Consider the following 17246-nt stretch of genomic DNA (forward strand, 5'->3'; position numbering starts at 1 on the left):
AGACGATTAAACCAGCTCTGCCAAATACATTTCATCATAAATTTGCTTGACCCACGCACTGACCCGTTGTTCGGTCAGTTCCGGTTGACGATCTTCATCAATGCACAAGCCGACAAATTTGTCGCCATCAACCAGTGCTTGCGACGCTTCAAAATTATAGCTTTCAGTTGACCAGTAGCCGACAATCGTGGCGCCGTGCGGTTCGATGATATTGCGTACTGTTCCCATGGCGTCACAGAAATATTCTGCATAATCTTCCTGATCACCGCAGCCGAAAATGCCGACGATTTTGTCGGTAAAATCGATTTCTTCCAGCGTCGGGAAAAAATCGTCCCAATCAGCTTGCGCTTCGCCGTAATACCACGTCGGAATGCCGATTAAAATAAAATCATAGGCTTCGATATCTGCTTTGCTGCTCTTGGCAATATCACGGATATCCACCAGATTATCGCCCAGTTTCTTCTGGATCATTTTTGCAATATTTTCAGTATTTCCAGTATCGCTGCCATAAAATAAACCAACAAGTGCCATATTTTGTATCCTATTTTTGCTGTTGTTCTAAATATTCGTTTAATACATTCTCGATTAATTGCGCTCGACTTAGGTTATATTCGTCAGCGAGTTGCTGTAAACGTTCAATAATCTCACTGTGTAATTTCAGCTCTACCCGTTTTAAACCGGAGGCACGATCGCGGCGTAACTGGTTGCGTTTGTTGATGCGTGCCTGTTGCTCTCTACTCAGCGGGTTGGTTTTCGGACGCCCTACTTTAGGTAGATTGTGGAATAGATCCAATGTAATGCAATCTGCTTCTTGTTTTGCCATAAACCAATTTCGATCACTGTTTTAATTGAGAATGATAAGCCATTTTTAAGTTGGCGCACTATAGCATAATTTGTTTTAAAGATAAATCGTCCTTCAGCGTGTCAACGTATCAACGCCAGAAAACGGTCAATCGCTTTAATCACCAACTCGGGACTGTCGCTGTGAATCCAATGCCCGCTGCGGCCGATAGTGAAAGCAGTGGCGTTTGGAAATTGCGCCAGAATAGCGTCTTTATATTCCGGCAAAATATAACTTGAACGTCCGCCTTTAATCAATAAGGCAGGAACGTCACTGTAAACCGCTTGCCAATTTAACAAGTCGGGGTAATTGTTATAAAGTGCGGTCAGGTTAAATAAAAAACAGTCCGGCTGTTGTGGTGCAAAAGATTTCAACATGAATTGGCGAACACCGAGCTGTTGAATGTGGCGCTGCAAAATGGGATCGGCTTGTTGACGGCTTTGCGGACGAGCTTGTTTGACGGCAAACAGCGCCTTGAATACAGCATCGTGGTGATTTTCATGATAGGCAATCGGGGCAATGTCCAAAACCACCAATTTCTCTACGTGATTGGGCAATAAGGCAGCAATTTTCATGGCCGTTTTTCCGCCCATCGAATGCCCGATCAGAATAAGACGCTCTAATTTTAGATGTTGGATCAAACGGATAACATCATGCGCCATCAGTTCATAGTTCATCTCGGCATGTTGGAAACTGTGTCCGTGGTTACGCAAATCAATACGCAGCAGCGGAAAGTAGTCGGCATAAGCTCGGGCAAGAATGCCTAAATTATTTAGATCGCCGAACATGCCATGCAGAAAAACTAACGTAGGTAAAGTATGGTCGTCACCCTGCGATGTGGATTGCGGCAGTTGCAATTGGTAATTTAATAATGGATTTTCAGTCATTTGCTATCGCTAAGTCGTGGTTTAATCTTAATTAAGCGATTATAATGTGCTAAATTAGCGCTAGGATCAAGCTATCCGTTTGTTACAACTCAAAATATAAACAAACATCAACAGCCCCTAAAACAAAAGAGAAAACGCAAGGAGATAACGATGAAAATTATTGAAGTAGATGAAGAGCTTTATCAATATATTGCGGCCAATACCCGCTCAATTGGCGAAAGTGCTTCCGATATTTTGCGTCGTCTTTTAAAGTTGTCCTCGTCTCAAAGTGGTAATAAAGAACAAATTGTGGCGACAGACGGCATGGCGCTGAGCAGTCAAGAAAGTGCGAAGACGGTGGATCAAGCCGTTCAGACTAATGCTGTCCAGATCAATGCCGGCGACCCAGTCAAAAGTGCGGTGCAGCCGACAGTCGATGTTGTTGAACCCGTTATCCCGAGAAAACAGTCGGACGAGGCGATTCAACGCGTGGTCAACCGTTTAAACGGCGTGTTGCAATCGGAGGAGTTTCAGAGCGAAAGCAAAGGAGTGGTGCGGTTTTTAATGATCTTGACCGCACTTTACCGTGCCAATCCGGAAAGTTTTGCTCAAGCGACTGAATCGCAACAAGGGCGTACCCGAATCTATTTTGCGCGCGATGAAGCGACATTGTTACAAGCAGGAAATCATACCAAACCAAGACAGATCCCGGAGACACCGTATTGGGTGATTACCAACACCAATAGTCAGCGCAAGATGTCGATGTTGGAAGGGGCGATGACCTCCATGCATTTGCCGACGGAGCTGGTTGAAGAAGTGAGAAGCTATTTTTCGGTTTAGTATGAGTGATGTTATTCGTAGCTTGGCTGAATTAGCCCAGCAGCAGCAGGGTGCTATCTATTACCCGCTTGACAACCTAAGCTTCGGCGAAGCAAGCGCTAATAAAGCAAGCCAGGAACTGGATTCCGACTTGCTTTTATTGTCTCTATTGCCAAAGACAGCAACAGACACAACCGCACTTGAATTGAGTTGGCAGCAGGTTTTTGCTTTGATTGACTGCTTAGCCGATGAATTGGCAGCACAAGGCGTCAGTTGTCAGCAAGGGCTGGCGTTGATAGGAAAAAACAGTCTGCCACAACTGTTGTTATATCTGGCTGGGTTGTCGTTGGGTGTACGGGTGATGGTGATCAATCCGCAGTTTCCTGCTGAAAAAATTGCACGGATTTTGTCACAAAATCAATTGGATTTTTATTGTTCGACAACGCCGTTGCCGGAGCTTGAAGCGCTGGCGGATAAGACGCAAAGCCGCTATCTATCGAATGAAGGTTTAGCAAGTGCGGTCAGCGAGCTTGTTAGCGCTGAATATGATAAAAATTATCAACGTGTTACACCACGCTTGTGGCAACAAGCGTTAACCATGACCTTAACCTCTGGTTCCAGCGGTGATCCGAAAGCGGTGGTACATGATATTGTCGCTCACTGGCAAAATGCGTTGGGTGTTAATGAATTTTTGGCTTTTGACAGCAGTAAGTCTTGGCTGTTGTCGTTGCCGTTATACCATGTTTCGGGGCAAGGCATTGTTTGGCGCTGGCTGAATGCCGCAGCGGAACTGCATTTCAGCGGCATTGATTTTTACCGCTCCATCGGCAGAGCAACCCATGTTTCTTTAGTTCCAACTCAGTTACAGCGCTATTTGGCTTATTTAGAACAGGCGAGTAAAATACAAAAAAGTGCGGTTGACCATCGACTGGCTGCAACTGAAGCCGTGCTGTTGGGAGGCGCGCCGATTGATCCCATGCTATGCGCTCAAGCGCAGGCTGAGGGGTTGAACACATTTAGTGGTTATGGCATGACCGAAATGGCATCTACGGTTTTTGTTTGCCAAAATGACCTCGAGCAGCCACAAATGCGGTTACTGCGAGGTCGAGAACTGTGTATTCGTGAACAGGAGATCTGGCTGCGTGGTGCGGGCTTGGCGCAAGGCTATTGGCGAGATGGAACAGTCGAACCGTTATTGAATGCCGAAGGCTGGTATCAGACTAAAGATCGCGGACTGTGGCATAACGGCAATTTGACCGTGCTGGGGCGGTTGGATCATCAGTTTATTTCCGGTGGCGAGAATATTCAGCCGGAGGAGATAGAACAAATACTACAGCAATATTCTGAGATTGAACAAGCGGTTGTGCTACCGTGGGCTGATGCCGAATTTGGCTACCGTCCGGTAGCAATGGTGAAATTTAAACAGCCGTTTTCAGTACAATTGGTAGGCGAAGTGCGGTTATGGCTACAGGATAAATTGGAACGTTTTAAACAACCGATTGCCTATTATCCATTGCCGTCGGAGACTGGCTCACAACAGATGAAAGTGGCGCGCGGATCGTTACTACAAGTGTTGCAGCAGTTGCAATATCAACCAAAAGAGAATCAATAAAAGGGATCGTATGAGAAGCCGTTTCTGGATTTTAGGGTATATAGTGGGGCTGTTGTTTATCAGCTCGGCGGCATGGTCGGCATCGGAATATCAATTACCGAATAAAGAGGCGCTGAATGCCAGCATCAGCGCGGCAGAGAGCGATGAAAATAAAACGCCAGACAATGGATTGTTGCTGAATAATTTGCGTGACACGTTAACTTTGCTGGCACAAATCGAGCAGCAGCAGAGCAATATCGACAGCTTGCAAAAGACCATCGATGAGTCTGATGCGCTGTTGCAAAAAACACAAGAAAATTTAAACCGTTTGAATGCGGCAGAAAGTATTGAAACGCTTGCAAAAAAATGGGATTCAATGAGTTTGACACAGCTGCTGGAATTGCAAAATGAGAGCCAGGCTAAATTACAGCAGTTACAAACCGATTTGAGCAATTTAAATGTGTTGTTAGTTGCACAACGTGCGACGCCGGAACGGGTGCAGGCTGCACTTGCGGAAAATTTGGCACGCAGTCAGCAGCTGAACAAACTGTTATTCAGCGCTCAAGTCAGTCGGTCATTAGCGGACAAATATCACGCCGAGTTGAAATTAATCGATTTAAAAAATGAATATAATCAATTGAGTTTAAGTGGTAATTCACATTTGACCTCATTGTACGAATCAGAAGTAGCCGAAAAAAACTTGGAGCAGCAACAACAACAAGCGATTCAAGTGGCGCTGCAAGAGAAAATAAGTGCCTTAAGGTTGCAACAGTCACAACAACAGGCAGAGCAGCAGGCGGAACAGAGCACCGATAACAATAACAAAAACGAATTTATTCGTCAGGAATTGCAACTTAATACCAAAATTAGCCAAGATTTGGTTGAACAAACCAATATGGATAACCAACTGGTGCAAGACGGCTTGCGGATTCGCAATATGTTGGATAATTTGTTGCAGACTCAGCGCAATATCGAAGAACAGATTAGTGCGCTACAGGGCACGTTGATTCTATCGCGGATTATCAACAAGCAGCGGCAAGCACTACCGACCGATAGTTTGATTGGTGGATTGTCAAAGCGGATTACCGATTTGCGGGTGCGGATTTTTGATACTAACGAACGACGCGATGCATTGTATAGCCCGGCGGTTTATATCGCAGGGCTGGAACAGAGCAAGAAAACAGTGTTTAATGAGGAAGAAAAAGCACAGTTGACCACCATCTTGCAAGATCGGCGTAAATTGTTGACCGATTTGATTACTCGTTTAAACGAAGAGCTGAATCACGCCATTAATATTGAATTGAACCAACAACAAGTGAGCAGTATTAGTAAAGAGCTGCAATCCAAGTTGGAGCAGCAAAGCTTTTGGGTGCGCAGCAACAGCCCAATTGACTTTGATTGGTTTATCAATTTTCCAAAAATGGCTAAAATTCAATTAGATCAAATTGTTAAACTGCTGAATTTCAGTAATTGGCGCGATTATCTATTGCCGATAGGTTCATTGGTTGGTTTTTTATTATTGTTGGCAGGTGCAATTACACTAGCTAAAAATTGGATTAAACGTAAAATCAGTTGGCATAACAGCAATATCAATACACTGCGTGGCGATAACCAATCACGCACTATCCTTGTGCTGTTTTATACGCTTTTATTAGCACTGCCGAGTACATTATTGTTTCTATCCGTCTTAATTTTGGTGATCTATTTTTGTTTTCAATCGCCGTTAGCACTGCTGCCTTGGGCACTCAAAATGGCAGCATTTTGGTTTTTTATTGCCTTTCTTTTATCATTGCTACGCCCGAACGGGATTGCCTATAAACATTTTAACTTTTCCGCCACAGCTAACGGAATGTTCCGTAGCAGCTTAAAACGCTCAATTCCGATTTTAGTGGTTTTGTTGAATGCGTCGACGTTTACCTCGCTGGAGGAAACCGGGATTGCCAATGATTATTTGGGCGAAGCTTTGATTATCACCGCACTTTTGTTTTTCTTGTTTCAACTTGCACCTTCTTTCAGTAATGCGATTAAACGCATGGATCAAGAATTACTCGGCGATGAGCACCATCCGCAAGAGCATACAAACTATCAGCGGCTGTTCAAGTTTTTTCGTCTGTTGCTGTTGTTGATTCCAATCAGCTTAATTCTGCTGATTGGTTTGGGATATTACTATACAGCGCTGACCTTGATTAAACATATCATTTACACTTACGTTGTGCTGATTTTATGGATCAACATCCGTGAACTCACTCACCGTGCTATTCGGGTGTCCTCACGCCAGTTGGCATATCGCCGTTTGAAAGAGTTGCGTGAAAAAGAGAGTACGGAGCAGACTGAATTTCGCGGAGAAGAGAAAATTATCGATGCACAAGACGAGAAAATTGCCCTTTCTACCGTCAATCAACAAGTGACTAAACTGACCGATATTTTATTGTGGATCTTGCTGCTTGGTCTGTTTTATTGGGTGTGGTCTGATCTGCTCAGTGTGGCGTACTATTTGGATAACGTCAGTCTTTGGCAGCAAACTTCCACCGCTGAAAATGGTGCTAGTATTGTCGAATCAGTCACGCTGCTCAATTTCTTGAGCTCGATGGTGATTTTGTGGGGAACCTATTTAGTGGTACGCAATTTAAGCGGAATACTCGAGATTCTTGTCTTTTCCAGAGTGCGGTTATCACAAGGCTCACCGTATGCGATCACTACCATTTTAAGCTATGCCTTTGTTGCCTTAGGTGCCGGCGTGGCATTTTCCAGTTTGGGTATGTCGTGGAGCAAATTGCAGTGGCTGTTTGCTGCATTATCGGTTGGTTTAGGTTTCGGCTTGCAGGAAATTTTTGCGAATTTTGTGTCGGGGATTATTATTTTGTTTGAACGTCCGGTGCGTATTGGTGATTTGGTGACAATTGGCGAGTTCAGCGGCACGGTGTCAAAAATTCGTATCCGTGCGACTACGATAGTTGATTTTGACGGCAAAGAAGTGATTGTGCCGAATAAGGCTTTTGTAACCGAACGCTTGACCAACTGGTCGTTAACCAATACGACGACAAGAGTTGTGTTGAAGGTCGGCGTGGCTTATGGTTCAGATTTGGAACTCACCCGCGATTTGCTGTATAAAGCCGCCAGTGAAGCCCCTTTTGTGTTGGAAGATCCGGCACCGCTGGTGTATTTCTTAACCTTTGGTGCCAGCACGCTTGATCATGAACTGCGTGTATATGTGAATCAAACCAATGAGCGTAATAAAACTGTTGATTTTTTAAATCGCCGAATCGATCAGCTATTTAAAGAGAATAATATTGATATCGCCTTTAACCAATTAGATGTGTATATTAAAAACGGCAACGGTCAACAGTTGCAAATTGAGAAATAGGACGGAAAGGAACAGACATGGCAGGCAACAGCATCGGACAAGTTTTCAGAGTGACCACCTTCGGTGAATCACATGGCATCGCATTGGGTTGTATTATTGACGGCATGCCGCCGGGCATGACGCTATGCGAGGCTGATATTCAGCCGGATTTGGATCGCCGTAAGCCAGGCACTTCACGCTACACGACGCCACGTCGTGAAGATGATCGAGTGACTATTTTGTCCGGCGTGTTTGAAGGCAAAACCACCGGCACCAGCATCGGAATGTTGATCGAAAATGGTGATCAGCGTTCGCAGGATTACAGCGAAATTAAAGATCGGTTTCGTCCGGGACATGCGGATTACACTTATCAGCAAAAATACGGACTGCGCGACTATCGTGGCGGCGGGCGCTCTTCTGCCCGAGAAACCGCGATGCGGGTCGCAGCCGGAGCTGTGGCAAAAAAATATTTGCGGGAACAATTCGGGGTTGAAGTGCGTGGTTTCCTGAGCCAAATCGGCTCGGTAAAAATTGCCCCACAAGCCTTGCAACAGATCGATTGGCAACAGGTCAACAGCAACCCGTTTTTCTGCCCGGATCCAAGTGCGGTCGAGCAGTTTGATGAGTTGATCCGCGAACTGAAAAAAGAGGGCAACTCGGTAGGTGCTAAGCTGACTGTGGTGGCTGAAAATGTACCTGTCGGTTTGGGCGAACCGGTATTTGATCGTTTAGATGCCGATTTAGCGCATGCTCTGATGGGAATTAATGCCGTAAAAGGCGTTGAAATCGGTGACGGATTTGCTGTGGTAGAACAAAAAGGCAGTGAACACCGTGATGAGATGACACCACAGGGATTCAGTTCCAACCATGCGGGCGGCATTTTAGGCGGCATCAGCAACGGACAGCCGATTGTGGCACAGATTGCGTTAAAACCGACCTCCAGTATTACGATTCCGGGAAAAACCGTCAATTTAGATAATCAAGCGGTGGAAGTGGTCACCCGTGGTCGGCATGATCCCTGTGTCGGCATTCGTGCCGTACCGATTGCCGAAGCAATGGTAGCAATTGTATTGTTAGATCATTTGTTGCGCCATCGTGCACAAAACGGAGCGGTTAATGCGCAATAATACTTTTATCAAAACCGTATTTTTATCGTTAATCAGCGTTCCTTTGTTCGGTACCAGCGCTGTGGCTTCCCCTTGGGAGCAGATAAACAGCCCGATACAAGGCAACGCCAATCCAATCGGCGGTTACAGCAACGGCTGTATTATTGGTGCCGAAGCTTTGCCATTACGCGGCGAAGGCTACCAAGTGATTCGTTCACAAAAAAACCGTTATTACGGACACCCGGAGTTGCTGGCGTATTTGCAACGCTTAGGCAAAAAAGCCAAGCAAGCAGGATTGCAGAATGTCTTGATCGGCGATATGGGAATGGCAGCCGGCGGGCGATTTTCCAGTGGTCATGCTAGCCATCAAACCGGGTTAGATGCGGATATTTGGTTGCGTTTTGGGCCGTTAACCGACAAGCAGGCACTGACCCCGACCGCTACGCTGATGGTCAATCGTCAGGCTCAGCGGGTTGATGAGCGGGTTTGGACGCCGGATCAAACCACCCTAATCCGTTTGGCGGCACAAGATCCCAAGGTTGATCGGATTTTTTTGAATCCGGCAATCAAATTAAAATTGTGCCAAACGGTAACGGGGGACCGCACTTGGCTGGCGAAAATTCGTCCTTGGTTTGGGCATGATGCGCATTTACATGTGCGTTTAACTTGCCCGCAAGGGGCTACACATTGTGAAGCACAAGCACCGGTTCCCAGTGGTGAAGGGTGTGGAGCTGAATTGATGTCATGGTTTGAGCCGCCAAAGCCGGGGACACAGTCAACGCCTAAAACACCACCACCATTGCCACAATTGTGCCAAATGATTTTGTCACAACAGGGTAAAAGCTAAATACAGACGATTAATAAGGTGATATTGGCGTGGAACTGACGTTTGAAATTTACTTAGTACTGTTTGCGGTAGCGTTATTCGCCGGTTTTATTGATGCCATTGCCGGTGGTGGCGGCTTGATCACCATTCCTGCGCTGTTAGCGATCGGTATGCCGCCAGCGATGGCACTCGGCACCAACAAATTGCAGTCGTGCGGTGGTTCATTTTCTGCCAGCTGGTATTTTATCCGGCAAAAAGCCGTGAATTTAAAGCAGATTATTTGGCTGATTGTGTTCACGTTTCTCGGTGCAGTGCTGGGGACGCTATTGGTGCAGCAGATCAACATTGATTTTTTGAAAAAAATCCTGCCATTTTTGATTTTTGCTATTGGCATCTATTTTTTATTAACGCCTAAACTGGGCGAAAGTGATAAAAAGACTCGAATTTCTTATATGGGATTTGCCTTAACCGCAGGGCTAGGAATTGGGTTTTATGATGGTTTTTTCGGACCGGGAACCGGCTCGTTTTTAGGATTGGCATTCGTGATGTTGCTCGGTTTTAACTTGGCAAAAGCGACAGCACATGCAAAAGTGCTGAATTTTACTTCAAATATTGCGTCTTTGCTTTTTTTTATGATTGGCGGACAGCTTATGTGGAGCGTGGGGATCGTGATGTTGATTGGGCAGTTTATCGGGGCAAGATTGGGCGCTAAAATGGTGTTGACCAAAGGGCAAAAGCTGATCCGTCCGATGGTTGTGGTGGTAGCGTTTGTGATGGCGAGTAAATTAGCGTTTGATTATGGGTGGTTTGAATAGCGCTAGTGTGAATAGATTTTTGTGGATACATTTGTTGTAAATAGGATTGTTGTGAAAGATGAGTGAGCAAAATACCCGTATAACGGGCAGAGTGGGTTATGATCCGCACTTTTCTTGGCGTTATCTACTGCCGAAATATTGGGGAATTTGGCTGGGGATAGCCGGATTACTGCTGCTGGCGTATGTGCCGTATCGCTGGCGTGATGCTTTTGCGGCTCAATTAGCCAAAATTATCGGCAAAAAAGCGAAAAAACAGCGCCATCGTGCCAGAGTGAATTTGAGCTACTGCTTTCCGGATTGGAGTGAGCAGCAAAAAGAGCAGGTGATCGACGATATGTTTGTCTGTGTGACCCAAACAATGTTAGCGATTGGCGAAGTTGCACTGCGTTCAAAAACACATTTAAGCCAACGAGTGGAATTTTTAGGTTTGGACTATGTTCGTCAGGCAAGAGCCGAAGGTCAAAATGTGATCTTGCTGGTGCCGCATACTTGGGCAATTGACGCTTCCGGCATTATCTTACATACACAGGGTATGCCGATGACCGCCATGTATAATCCGCATCGTAATCCGTTGGTGGACTGGTTGTGGAACCGCACTCGCGAACGTTTTGGCGGTAAAATGCACGCCCGTCAAAACGGGATTAAACCGTTTTTAAATGCAGTTCGACGCGGCGAATTGGGTTATTATCTTCCCGATGAGGACTATGGCGAAGCGCTGAGTGTATATGCTGACTTTTTTGCCACTTATAAAGCGACCTTGCCCGGTTTGAACAAAATGGCAAAAGTGGCAAAAGCAGTGGTAATCCCCATGTTTCCCCGTTATGACGCCAAATTGGGTAAGTATCAGCTCGATATTCATCCGCCGATGAGATTGAGTGATGACGACCACGAAATGGCAACATTGATGAACCAAGAGATTGAATCCTATGTGCGTGCCACGCCGGAACAGTATGTTTGGATTTTGCGCCTGTTGAAAACCCGCAGAGACGGACAGGATATTTATAAAAATGCACTAACAAAGCATTTGCAGTAGCAGTGAGTTTTGTTATGCTTAGCAGTTGATCAGGTTGCCGTAATATCTGCTATGGTATTGACGGTACTATTTTTTATTCATTCAGGATTTTATTCATTTAGGTTTTAAATATGAGCCAAATACTAGAGTTAGTCAAATCGTCGATTAAATCCATTCCGGACTATCCGAAAAAAGGGATTATTTTTCGTGATATCACCAGCTTGCTGGAAGTACCGCAAGCTTTTCAGGCAACGGTAGATTTAATTACCGCGCACTATAAAGACAAAGGAATTACCAAAGTGGTGGGGACTGAGTCGCGTGGTTTTATTTTCGGTGCACCGGTGGCACTGGCATTGGGACTGCCTTTTGTTTTGGTTCGCAAGCCACGTAAATTACCGCGTGAAACCATCGCTCAAAATTATCAATTAGAATATGGTGAAGATACACTGGAAATTCATATCGATGCGATTTCTACCGAAGACAATGTCTTGATTATTGATGATTTATTAGCGACCGGTGGAACAGTTGAAGCCACAGTGAAATTGATCCGCCGACTGGGCGGAAAAGTGGAGCATGCCGCTTTTATCATTAAACTGCCGGAATTGGGCGGCGCGGAACGGCTGCAAAAAGTGGGGATTACCAGCTATAATCTGGTCAGTTTTGACGGGCATTAATCGATTTTATTGTTAAGCAGGCATCAATGAGCTATCAGGTTCTTGCCAGAAAATGGCGACCGCAGCGATTTTCTCAAGTGGTGGGACAACAGCATGTTCTGACCGCACTTGCTAATGGGTTGGATAACAATCGGTTGCACCATGCGTATTTGTTTTCCGGCACCCGTGGTGTGGGCAAAACCTCGATTGCCCGGCTGTTTGCCAAAGGGCTGAACTGTGAATTGGGTGTCAGTGCCGAGCCTTGTGGTGAATGCGAAAATTGCCGTGCCATTGAAGAAGGGCGCTTTATCGATCTGCTGGAAATTGATGCGGCATCGCGCACCAAAGTAGAAGATACCCGTGAACTGCTGGATAATGTGCAATATAAACCAGTGCAGGGACGCTACAAAATTTATCTCATCGATGAAGTGCATATGCTGTCACGGCACAGTTTTAATGCGTTGTTGAAAACCTTGGAGGAGCCGCCGGAATACGTCAAGTTCTTGCTGGCAACCACCGATCCGCATAAATTGCCGGTGACGATTTTGTCCCGCTGTATCCAATTTCATTTAAAAGCGCTTGAACCGCAGCAGATTGCTGATCACCTAGAACATATTCTGCAACAGGAAAAAATCGCCTACCAACGTAGCGCCTTAGATCAGATTGCTAAGGCGGCACGGGGGAGTATTCGCGATGCCTTGAGTTTGACTGATCAAGCGATTGCTATGGGCAATAGTAATATCAGTAGCGAGATCGTTCATCAAATGTTAGGTACATTGGACGGTGAGCAGGCACTGGATATTATTCAGGCGCTGCAACTGGCGGACGGTGAAGCGATTATGCAAGCGCTGCGGCAAGTGGCGGAGAAAGGGGTAGAGTGGGATCAACTGCTACAGGAGATTGCGGCTTATTTGCACCAAATTGCAATGCGCCAACTATTGCAACCGACAAGTGACCCGTCTGAACAAGAAAATCGGATTGATTTTTTGGCAAGCCATTTGCCACCGGAAGATGTGCAATATTACTATCAATTGATGTTGAGCGGGCGCAAAGAGCTGCCGTATGCACCGGATCAACGTAGCGGAGTGGAGATGACGCTGTTGCGTGCTTTAGCGTTTCACCCTAAATTGTTGCAATGGGAAAAAACCGGCGTTCAGACTGCTACGGAGCAAGGTAATCATAGGGAGCAGGCAGAAAATACTCGCCAACATGTCGAGAAAATTCGTCAAAATTTTATTAAGCATGAAGAAGTGTCGCAACAGCAGCAATCGCCTTCTGTTTCCGATGTGACAAGTGCGGTTGAAACCGAGCTTCAGACACAGTCGACACCACAACTAACCGTTCAGCCTGAAATTGAAAATCAAGCTCAACCGGAAATACTTGAAGCGGAATCTGCGGCGGCAGAAAACGCTGCGCCACAATCTTCCGCCTTAAAAGCGCTGCGGGCGCGTGATCAATTGCGTCAAAATACGCAAAAAAAAAATCCTGAATTAACGACTGGTGAGGCTGCTACGCAAGAATCTGCGCTGGAATCCCGTGCGAGACAGCGTTTAATTACAGCAGCACCGGCAAAATCACTCAAAATTATGGAACGCTTGAGCCAGATCAGCGAGAGTAGTGCTGATTCCGCTAAGCCTGAATCACAGCTGCCACTCATGCAATCGGAAGCGATTGAAGACGATGAGTCAAAAAATGAAGCTGAAACTGAAATTATTGGCGAAGATTACCACTGGCAGTGGCTGAATCCTGCGCTGGAACAGGAAGAGCTTGGCAACCGCTTACGACCGTCAGATATCAAACAGGCTATTTTGCAGGAGCGAACGCCTGAATTGGTGGCAAAAGTTCTGAGAATCAGTGCCGAGCGTGATCATTGGTCAGCCCTGATCGAAAAATTGAATGTCAGTGGCATGGTAAAGCAGTTAGGACTGAATTCATTACTGCTACAAGAAGAGGAACAGATGGTGGTTCTCGGTTTGCGACCGGAACAGTCTAATTTAAATAATGAACGTTATATCAATATATTAGAACAGCAATTGAATGAGTTTTATCAGCGTAAAGTGCGGTTAGAGGTTCGTTTGGAAGCCGACCAAACTCGTATGACGCCACTGGAACAGCGCCGTCAGGTCTATTTGGAACTGGGTGAACAAGCAAAACAAGCATTGCAGCAAGATCCACAATTAGCGCTGTTACAGCAAGAGTTTGATGCGCTATTGGATTTGGACAGTATCCGCGCAGTAGGGTAGTGTTTTGCCGATGAAAGATCAGGACGGCTATTTGCAGTCGCAGCAATTTAAGCTAGAATGAACCCTTGATTTTAAACTATTGTTAGCAAAAAAAGAGAGTAAATTATGTTTGGAAAAGGCGGCTTAGGCAACTTGATGAAGCAGGCGCAGCAGATGCAAGAGCGTATGCAAAAAATGCAGGAAGAAGTGGCGAAACTGGAAGTTACCGGTGAATCCGGAGCCGGTTTGGTGAAAGTCACCGTCAACGGGGCACACAATTGTCGTCGTATCGAAATTGATCCATCATTGATGGAAGATGACAAAGAGATGCTGGAAGATCTGGTCGCAGCAGCATTTAACGATGCAGTGCGCCGTGCCGAAGAGTTGCAAAAAGAAAAAATGTCGTCAGTGACTTCCGGTATGCAGTTGCCGCCGGGCTTCAAGATGCCGTTTTAAATAAAAAATATTTATCTTAGAACCGCACTTTAAAGTGCGGTTTGTTTATTAAAAATCAGCGAATAAGCTTAAAATGCAAATTAGTCCACTATTGGAACACCTAATGGAGGCGCTGCGTTGCCTCCCCGGCGTCGGCCCTAAATCGGCACAACGTATGGCTTACCATCTATTGCAACGTAATCGCAGTGGCGGTATTAATTTGGCGCAAGCCTTGCAGGAAGCCATGAGCAAGATTGGGCATTGTAGTCAGTGCCGCACCTTTACTGAAGAAGAGTGCTGTGCAATTTGTAAAAATCCTCGTCGTCAGCAGAACCGCCAGTTGTGTGTGGTTGAAATGCCGTCTGATATTCAAGCACTGGAGCTGACGGGGCAATATTCCGGTCGCTATTTTGTGCTGATGGGACATCTTTCACCGCTAGACGGCATCGGCCCGCGTGATATCGGATTAGACTTGTTACAGCAGCGCTTGCAACAAGAAGCCTTTGAAGAAGTGATTTTGGCAACCAATCCCACGGTAGAAGGTGATGCAACGGCAAATTATATCGCCGAACTTTGCCGACAATATGACATTCATGTCACTCGTATTGCCCATGGCATTCCGGTGGGCGGAGAATTGGAGAATGTGGACGGTACTACCTTGTCACACTCATTTTTGGGGCGACGTTCAGTCAAATAACTTGCAGATGAGCAACAAACACAAAAATAAAGCAAAATTTATATGAGAGGCTCGATAAGATGAATAATAAAGATTACCTGATTGATATTACTGAACAAAACTTTAACGAAGTGCTTCAACTCAGCCAGCAGTCTCCGTTGGTATTCAGCTTTTATATGCCGGGCGATGCCGCCTCAGAAAACTTTACCGCACTTTTAGCACGGTTGGCGGAGCAGCATAATGGCGCATTTGTATTGGTGAAAGTCAATTGTGAGCAACAGCAGACCATTGTGCGTCAATTCCAAATTCAAGCGGTACCGACCACCTATCTGTTTAAAGACGGCGCACCGATAGACGCTTTTCCCGGCGTGTTGCCGGAGGAAGAGCTGAAAACCCGCTTGGCGCTGATTTTGCCGCGAGAAGAAGAGATAAAATTTAATCAGGCGCTGGACTACCTGCAAGCAGAAGATTACGACCATGCGCTGCCTTTGCTGAAAGAGGCATGGAGCTTATCCGATCGTAAAAACAGTGAAATCGCACTGTTGTATGCCGAAACCTATATCGCAATCAAAAATACCGAAGCCGCACAAGAGATTTTAAACCAGATTCCGATTCAAGATCGAGACAGCCGTTGGCAAGGGTTACAGGCGCAAATCGAATTATTGATTCAAGCAGCAGATACACCGGAAATTCAGCAACTGCAACAGGATTTCAGCCGTAATCCAAGCCCAGAAATCGCTTTGAAATTGGCGTTGCAACTCCATCAAGCTGGGCGCAACGAAGAGGCGTTAGCGTTACTGTTCGGCTTTTTAAAGCAGGATCTCAATGTAGCAAACGGCGAGTTGAAACAGCAATATCTCTCGATTCTGGCGGCAATCGGCAACAGCGATCCGGTGACGAATAAATATCGTCGCTTACTTTACTCCTTGCTGTATTAGAGTTTGGATCCAACACAACCAATGGCAACAAATTCAATGGCGAATTGACGGCTTTTCGCTATAATAATGCCATTCAAAAAGAGAAAATGGAGTCAGAGAATGACAGTTAAACATTGCAAATTATTGATTTTAGGTTCCGGACCGGCAGGCTATACCGCAGCGGTTTATGCCGCACGGGCAAATTTGAATCCGGTGTTGGTGACGGGGCTGCAACAGGGTGGACAGTTGACCACCACCACGGAAATTGAAAACTGGCCGGGGGATTATGGCGACACCACCGGACCGGAATTGATGCAGCGCATGTTGCAACACGCAGAAAAATTTAATACCGAAATTGTGTTTGACCATATCAATCAGGTGGATTTAAGTGTGCGCCCGTTTAAATTGAACGGCGATACCCAGAGTTTCACCTGTGATGCGTTGATTATCGCTACCGGCGCCTCAGCCAAATATTTGGGCTTGGAGAGCGAAGAGAGCTATAAAGGGCGCGGTGTTTCCGCTTGTGCCACTTGCGACGGCTTTTTCTATCGCAATAAACCGGTCGCTGTGATTGGTGGCGGCAATACGGCGGTGGAAGAGGCGCTGTATTTGGCGAATGTTGCCTCTGAAGTGCATTTGGTGCATCGCCGTGATCAATTTCGCAGCGAGAAAATTTTGTTGGATCGGCTGATGAAACGGGTCGAAGAGGGCAAAATCGTGCTGCACACTAAACGTACTTTGCAAGAAGTGTTGGGCGATGACATGGGCGTCACCGGCATTCGCGTGCAGGATACGGAATCGCCTCAGGTTGAAGACATCAAATTGGACGGGGTATTTGTGGCTATCGGCCATTCACCGAATACCGCACTTTTTGACGGACAACTGGCGTTGAACAACGGTTATATCGTGGTGAAATCCGGACTGGAAGGCAATGCTACCGCCACTTCTGTTGCGGGTGTCTTTGCTGCCGGTGATGTGATGGATCACAATTATCGCCAAGCGATCACTTCTGCCGGCACCGGCTGTATGGCGGCATTGGATGCGGAACGCTATTTGGACGCATTGGAAAATTAATTCGTTTAACCAAGATAGAGCATAGCAGTTGCTATGCTTTTGTTTTTTAA

At 46.0% G+C, this 17246-nt stretch carries 16 protein-coding genes; 13 read left to right on the plus strand and 3 right to left on the minus strand.

Annotation, left to right across the window (positions count from 1 at the left end):
- Positions 1 to 6: 6 nt before the first annotated feature.
- The 3 genes from fldA to EDC16_RS07885 form a co-directional block, all read right to left on the minus strand.
- A complete protein-coding gene (fldA, locus tag EDC16_RS07875; protein ID WP_132967139.1) occupies positions 7 to 531 on the minus strand; it encodes a flavodoxin FldA in 525 nt (174 codons plus the stop codon).
- 10 nt (positions 532 to 541) lie between these two features.
- Positions 542 to 823, minus strand: coding sequence for a LexA regulated protein (gene ybfE, locus EDC16_RS07880; protein ID WP_132967141.1), 282 nt, complete (start codon positions 821 to 823; stop codon positions 542 to 544).
- Positions 824 to 924: 101 nt separating this feature from the next.
- Positions 925 to 1728: an alpha/beta fold hydrolase gene (locus EDC16_RS07885; RefSeq protein ID WP_132967143.1), complete on the minus strand. Its 804-nt coding sequence runs from the start codon at positions 1726 to 1728 to the stop codon at positions 925 to 927.
- 150 nt (positions 1729 to 1878) lie between these two features.
- Between EDC16_RS07885 and seqA the strand changes: the two genes are divergently transcribed.
- The 13 genes from seqA to trxB all read left to right on the plus strand — a co-directional run bounded on the left by seqA (position 1879) and on the right by trxB (position 17196).
- The gene (seqA, locus tag EDC16_RS07890) at positions 1879 to 2547 is read left to right on the plus strand and encodes a replication initiation negative regulator SeqA (RefSeq protein WP_132967145.1); all 669 of its coding nucleotides are present in this window, start codon (positions 1879 to 1881) and stop codon (positions 2545 to 2547) included.
- 1 nt (position 2548) lies between these two features.
- Positions 2549 to 4138, plus strand: coding sequence for an o-succinylbenzoate--CoA ligase (gene menE / locus EDC16_RS07895; RefSeq protein WP_132967147.1), 1590 nt, complete (start codon positions 2549 to 2551; stop codon positions 4136 to 4138).
- 10 nt (positions 4139 to 4148) lie between these two features.
- Complete coding sequence (gene mscK, locus EDC16_RS07900; protein WP_132967149.1) at positions 4149 to 7481, plus strand: mechanosensitive channel MscK; 3333 nt, start codon at positions 4149 to 4151, stop codon at positions 7479 to 7481.
- 17 nt (positions 7482 to 7498) lie between these two features.
- Entirely contained in the window at positions 7499 to 8587 is a 1089-nt protein-coding gene (aroC, locus tag EDC16_RS07905) for a chorismate synthase (protein ID WP_132967151.1), read from the plus strand.
- Positions 8577 to 9413: a penicillin-insensitive murein endopeptidase gene (gene mepA, locus EDC16_RS07910; protein ID WP_132967153.1), complete on the plus strand. Its 837-nt coding sequence runs from the start codon at positions 8577 to 8579 to the stop codon at positions 9411 to 9413. Before aroC ends, mepA begins: the two co-directional genes overlap by 11 nt.
- 29 nt (positions 9414 to 9442) lie before the next feature.
- On the plus strand, positions 9443 to 10207 hold the full coding sequence (locus EDC16_RS07915; protein WP_132967155.1) for a TSUP family transporter: 765 nt from the start codon (positions 9443 to 9445) through the stop codon (positions 10205 to 10207).
- 58 nt (positions 10208 to 10265) lie between these two features.
- Positions 10266 to 11240, plus strand: coding sequence for a lauroyl-Kdo(2)-lipid IV(A) myristoyltransferase (lpxM, locus tag EDC16_RS07920; RefSeq protein WP_132967157.1), 975 nt, complete (start codon positions 10266 to 10268; stop codon positions 11238 to 11240).
- Positions 11241 to 11350: 110 nt separating this feature from the next.
- Positions 11351 to 11893, plus strand: coding sequence for an adenine phosphoribosyltransferase (apt, locus tag EDC16_RS07925; RefSeq protein WP_132967159.1), 543 nt, complete (start codon positions 11351 to 11353; stop codon positions 11891 to 11893).
- Positions 11894 to 11919: 26 nt separating this feature from the next.
- Entirely contained in the window at positions 11920 to 14115 is a 2196-nt protein-coding gene (gene dnaX, locus EDC16_RS07930; RefSeq protein WP_132967161.1) for a DNA polymerase III subunit gamma/tau, read from the plus strand.
- Between the two features lie 105 nt (positions 14116 to 14220).
- Complete coding sequence (locus EDC16_RS07935) at positions 14221 to 14550, plus strand: YbaB/EbfC family nucleoid-associated protein (protein ID WP_132967163.1); 330 nt, start codon at positions 14221 to 14223, stop codon at positions 14548 to 14550.
- Between the two features lie 73 nt (positions 14551 to 14623).
- Positions 14624 to 15226 carry a recombination mediator RecR gene (gene recR, locus EDC16_RS07940; RefSeq protein WP_132967164.1) on the plus strand — a complete coding sequence of 201 codons (603 nt, stop codon included), beginning with the start codon at positions 14624 to 14626 and terminating at the stop codon, positions 15224 to 15226.
- Between the two features lie 59 nt (positions 15227 to 15285).
- Complete coding sequence (locus EDC16_RS07945; RefSeq protein WP_132967166.1) at positions 15286 to 16143, plus strand: co-chaperone YbbN; 858 nt, start codon at positions 15286 to 15288, stop codon at positions 16141 to 16143.
- A 99-nt stretch (positions 16144 to 16242) separates the two neighbouring features.
- Positions 16243 to 17196, plus strand: coding sequence for a thioredoxin-disulfide reductase (gene trxB / locus EDC16_RS07950; RefSeq protein WP_132967168.1), 954 nt, complete (start codon positions 16243 to 16245; stop codon positions 17194 to 17196).
- Positions 17197 to 17246 lie beyond the last annotated feature (50 nt).

The organism is Testudinibacter aquarius (assembly GCF_004342725.1).
GTDB lineage: Bacteria > Pseudomonadota > Gammaproteobacteria > Enterobacterales > Pasteurellaceae > Chelonobacter > Chelonobacter aquarius.

Bases quoted from the DNA above. Each gene is read 5' to 3' on its own strand.
- apt (WP_132967159.1), top strand. From the start codon at position 11,351: ATGAGCCAAATACTAGAGTTAGTCAAATCGTCGATTAAATCCATTCCG.
- aroC (WP_132967151.1), top strand. From the start codon at position 7,499: ATGGCAGGCAACAGCATCGGACAAGTTTTCAGAGTGACCACCTTCGGT.
- EDC16_RS07945 (WP_132967166.1), top strand. From the start codon at position 15,286: ATGAATAATAAAGATTACCTGATTGATATTACTGAACAAAACTTTAAC.
- ybfE (WP_132967141.1), bottom strand. From the start codon at position 823: ATGGCAAAACAAGAAGCAGATTGCATTACATTGGATCTATTCCACAAT.
- lpxM (WP_132967157.1), top strand. From the start codon at position 10,266: ATGAGTGAGCAAAATACCCGTATAACGGGCAGAGTGGGTTATGATCCG.
- mscK (WP_132967149.1), top strand. From the start codon at position 4,149: ATGAGAAGCCGTTTCTGGATTTTAGGGTATATAGTGGGGCTGTTGTTT.
- recR (WP_132967164.1), top strand. From the start codon at position 14,624: ATGCAAATTAGTCCACTATTGGAACACCTAATGGAGGCGCTGCGTTGC.
- seqA (WP_132967145.1), top strand. From the start codon at position 1,879: ATGAAAATTATTGAAGTAGATGAAGAGCTTTATCAATATATTGCGGCC.
- menE (WP_132967147.1), top strand. From the start codon at position 2,549: ATGAGTGATGTTATTCGTAGCTTGGCTGAATTAGCCCAGCAGCAGCAG.
- EDC16_RS07935 (WP_132967163.1), top strand. From the start codon at position 14,221: ATGTTTGGAAAAGGCGGCTTAGGCAACTTGATGAAGCAGGCGCAGCAG.
- dnaX (WP_132967161.1), top strand. From the start codon at position 11,920: ATGAGCTATCAGGTTCTTGCCAGAAAATGGCGACCGCAGCGATTTTCT.
- mepA (WP_132967153.1), top strand. From the start codon at position 8,577: ATGCGCAATAATACTTTTATCAAAACCGTATTTTTATCGTTAATCAGC.
- fldA (WP_132967139.1), bottom strand. From the start codon at position 531: ATGGCACTTGTTGGTTTATTTTATGGCAGCGATACTGGAAATACTGAA.
- trxB (WP_132967168.1), top strand. From the start codon at position 16,243: ATGACAGTTAAACATTGCAAATTATTGATTTTAGGTTCCGGACCGGCA.
- EDC16_RS07885 (WP_132967143.1), bottom strand. From the start codon at position 1,728: ATGACTGAAAATCCATTATTAAATTACCAATTGCAACTGCCGCAATCC.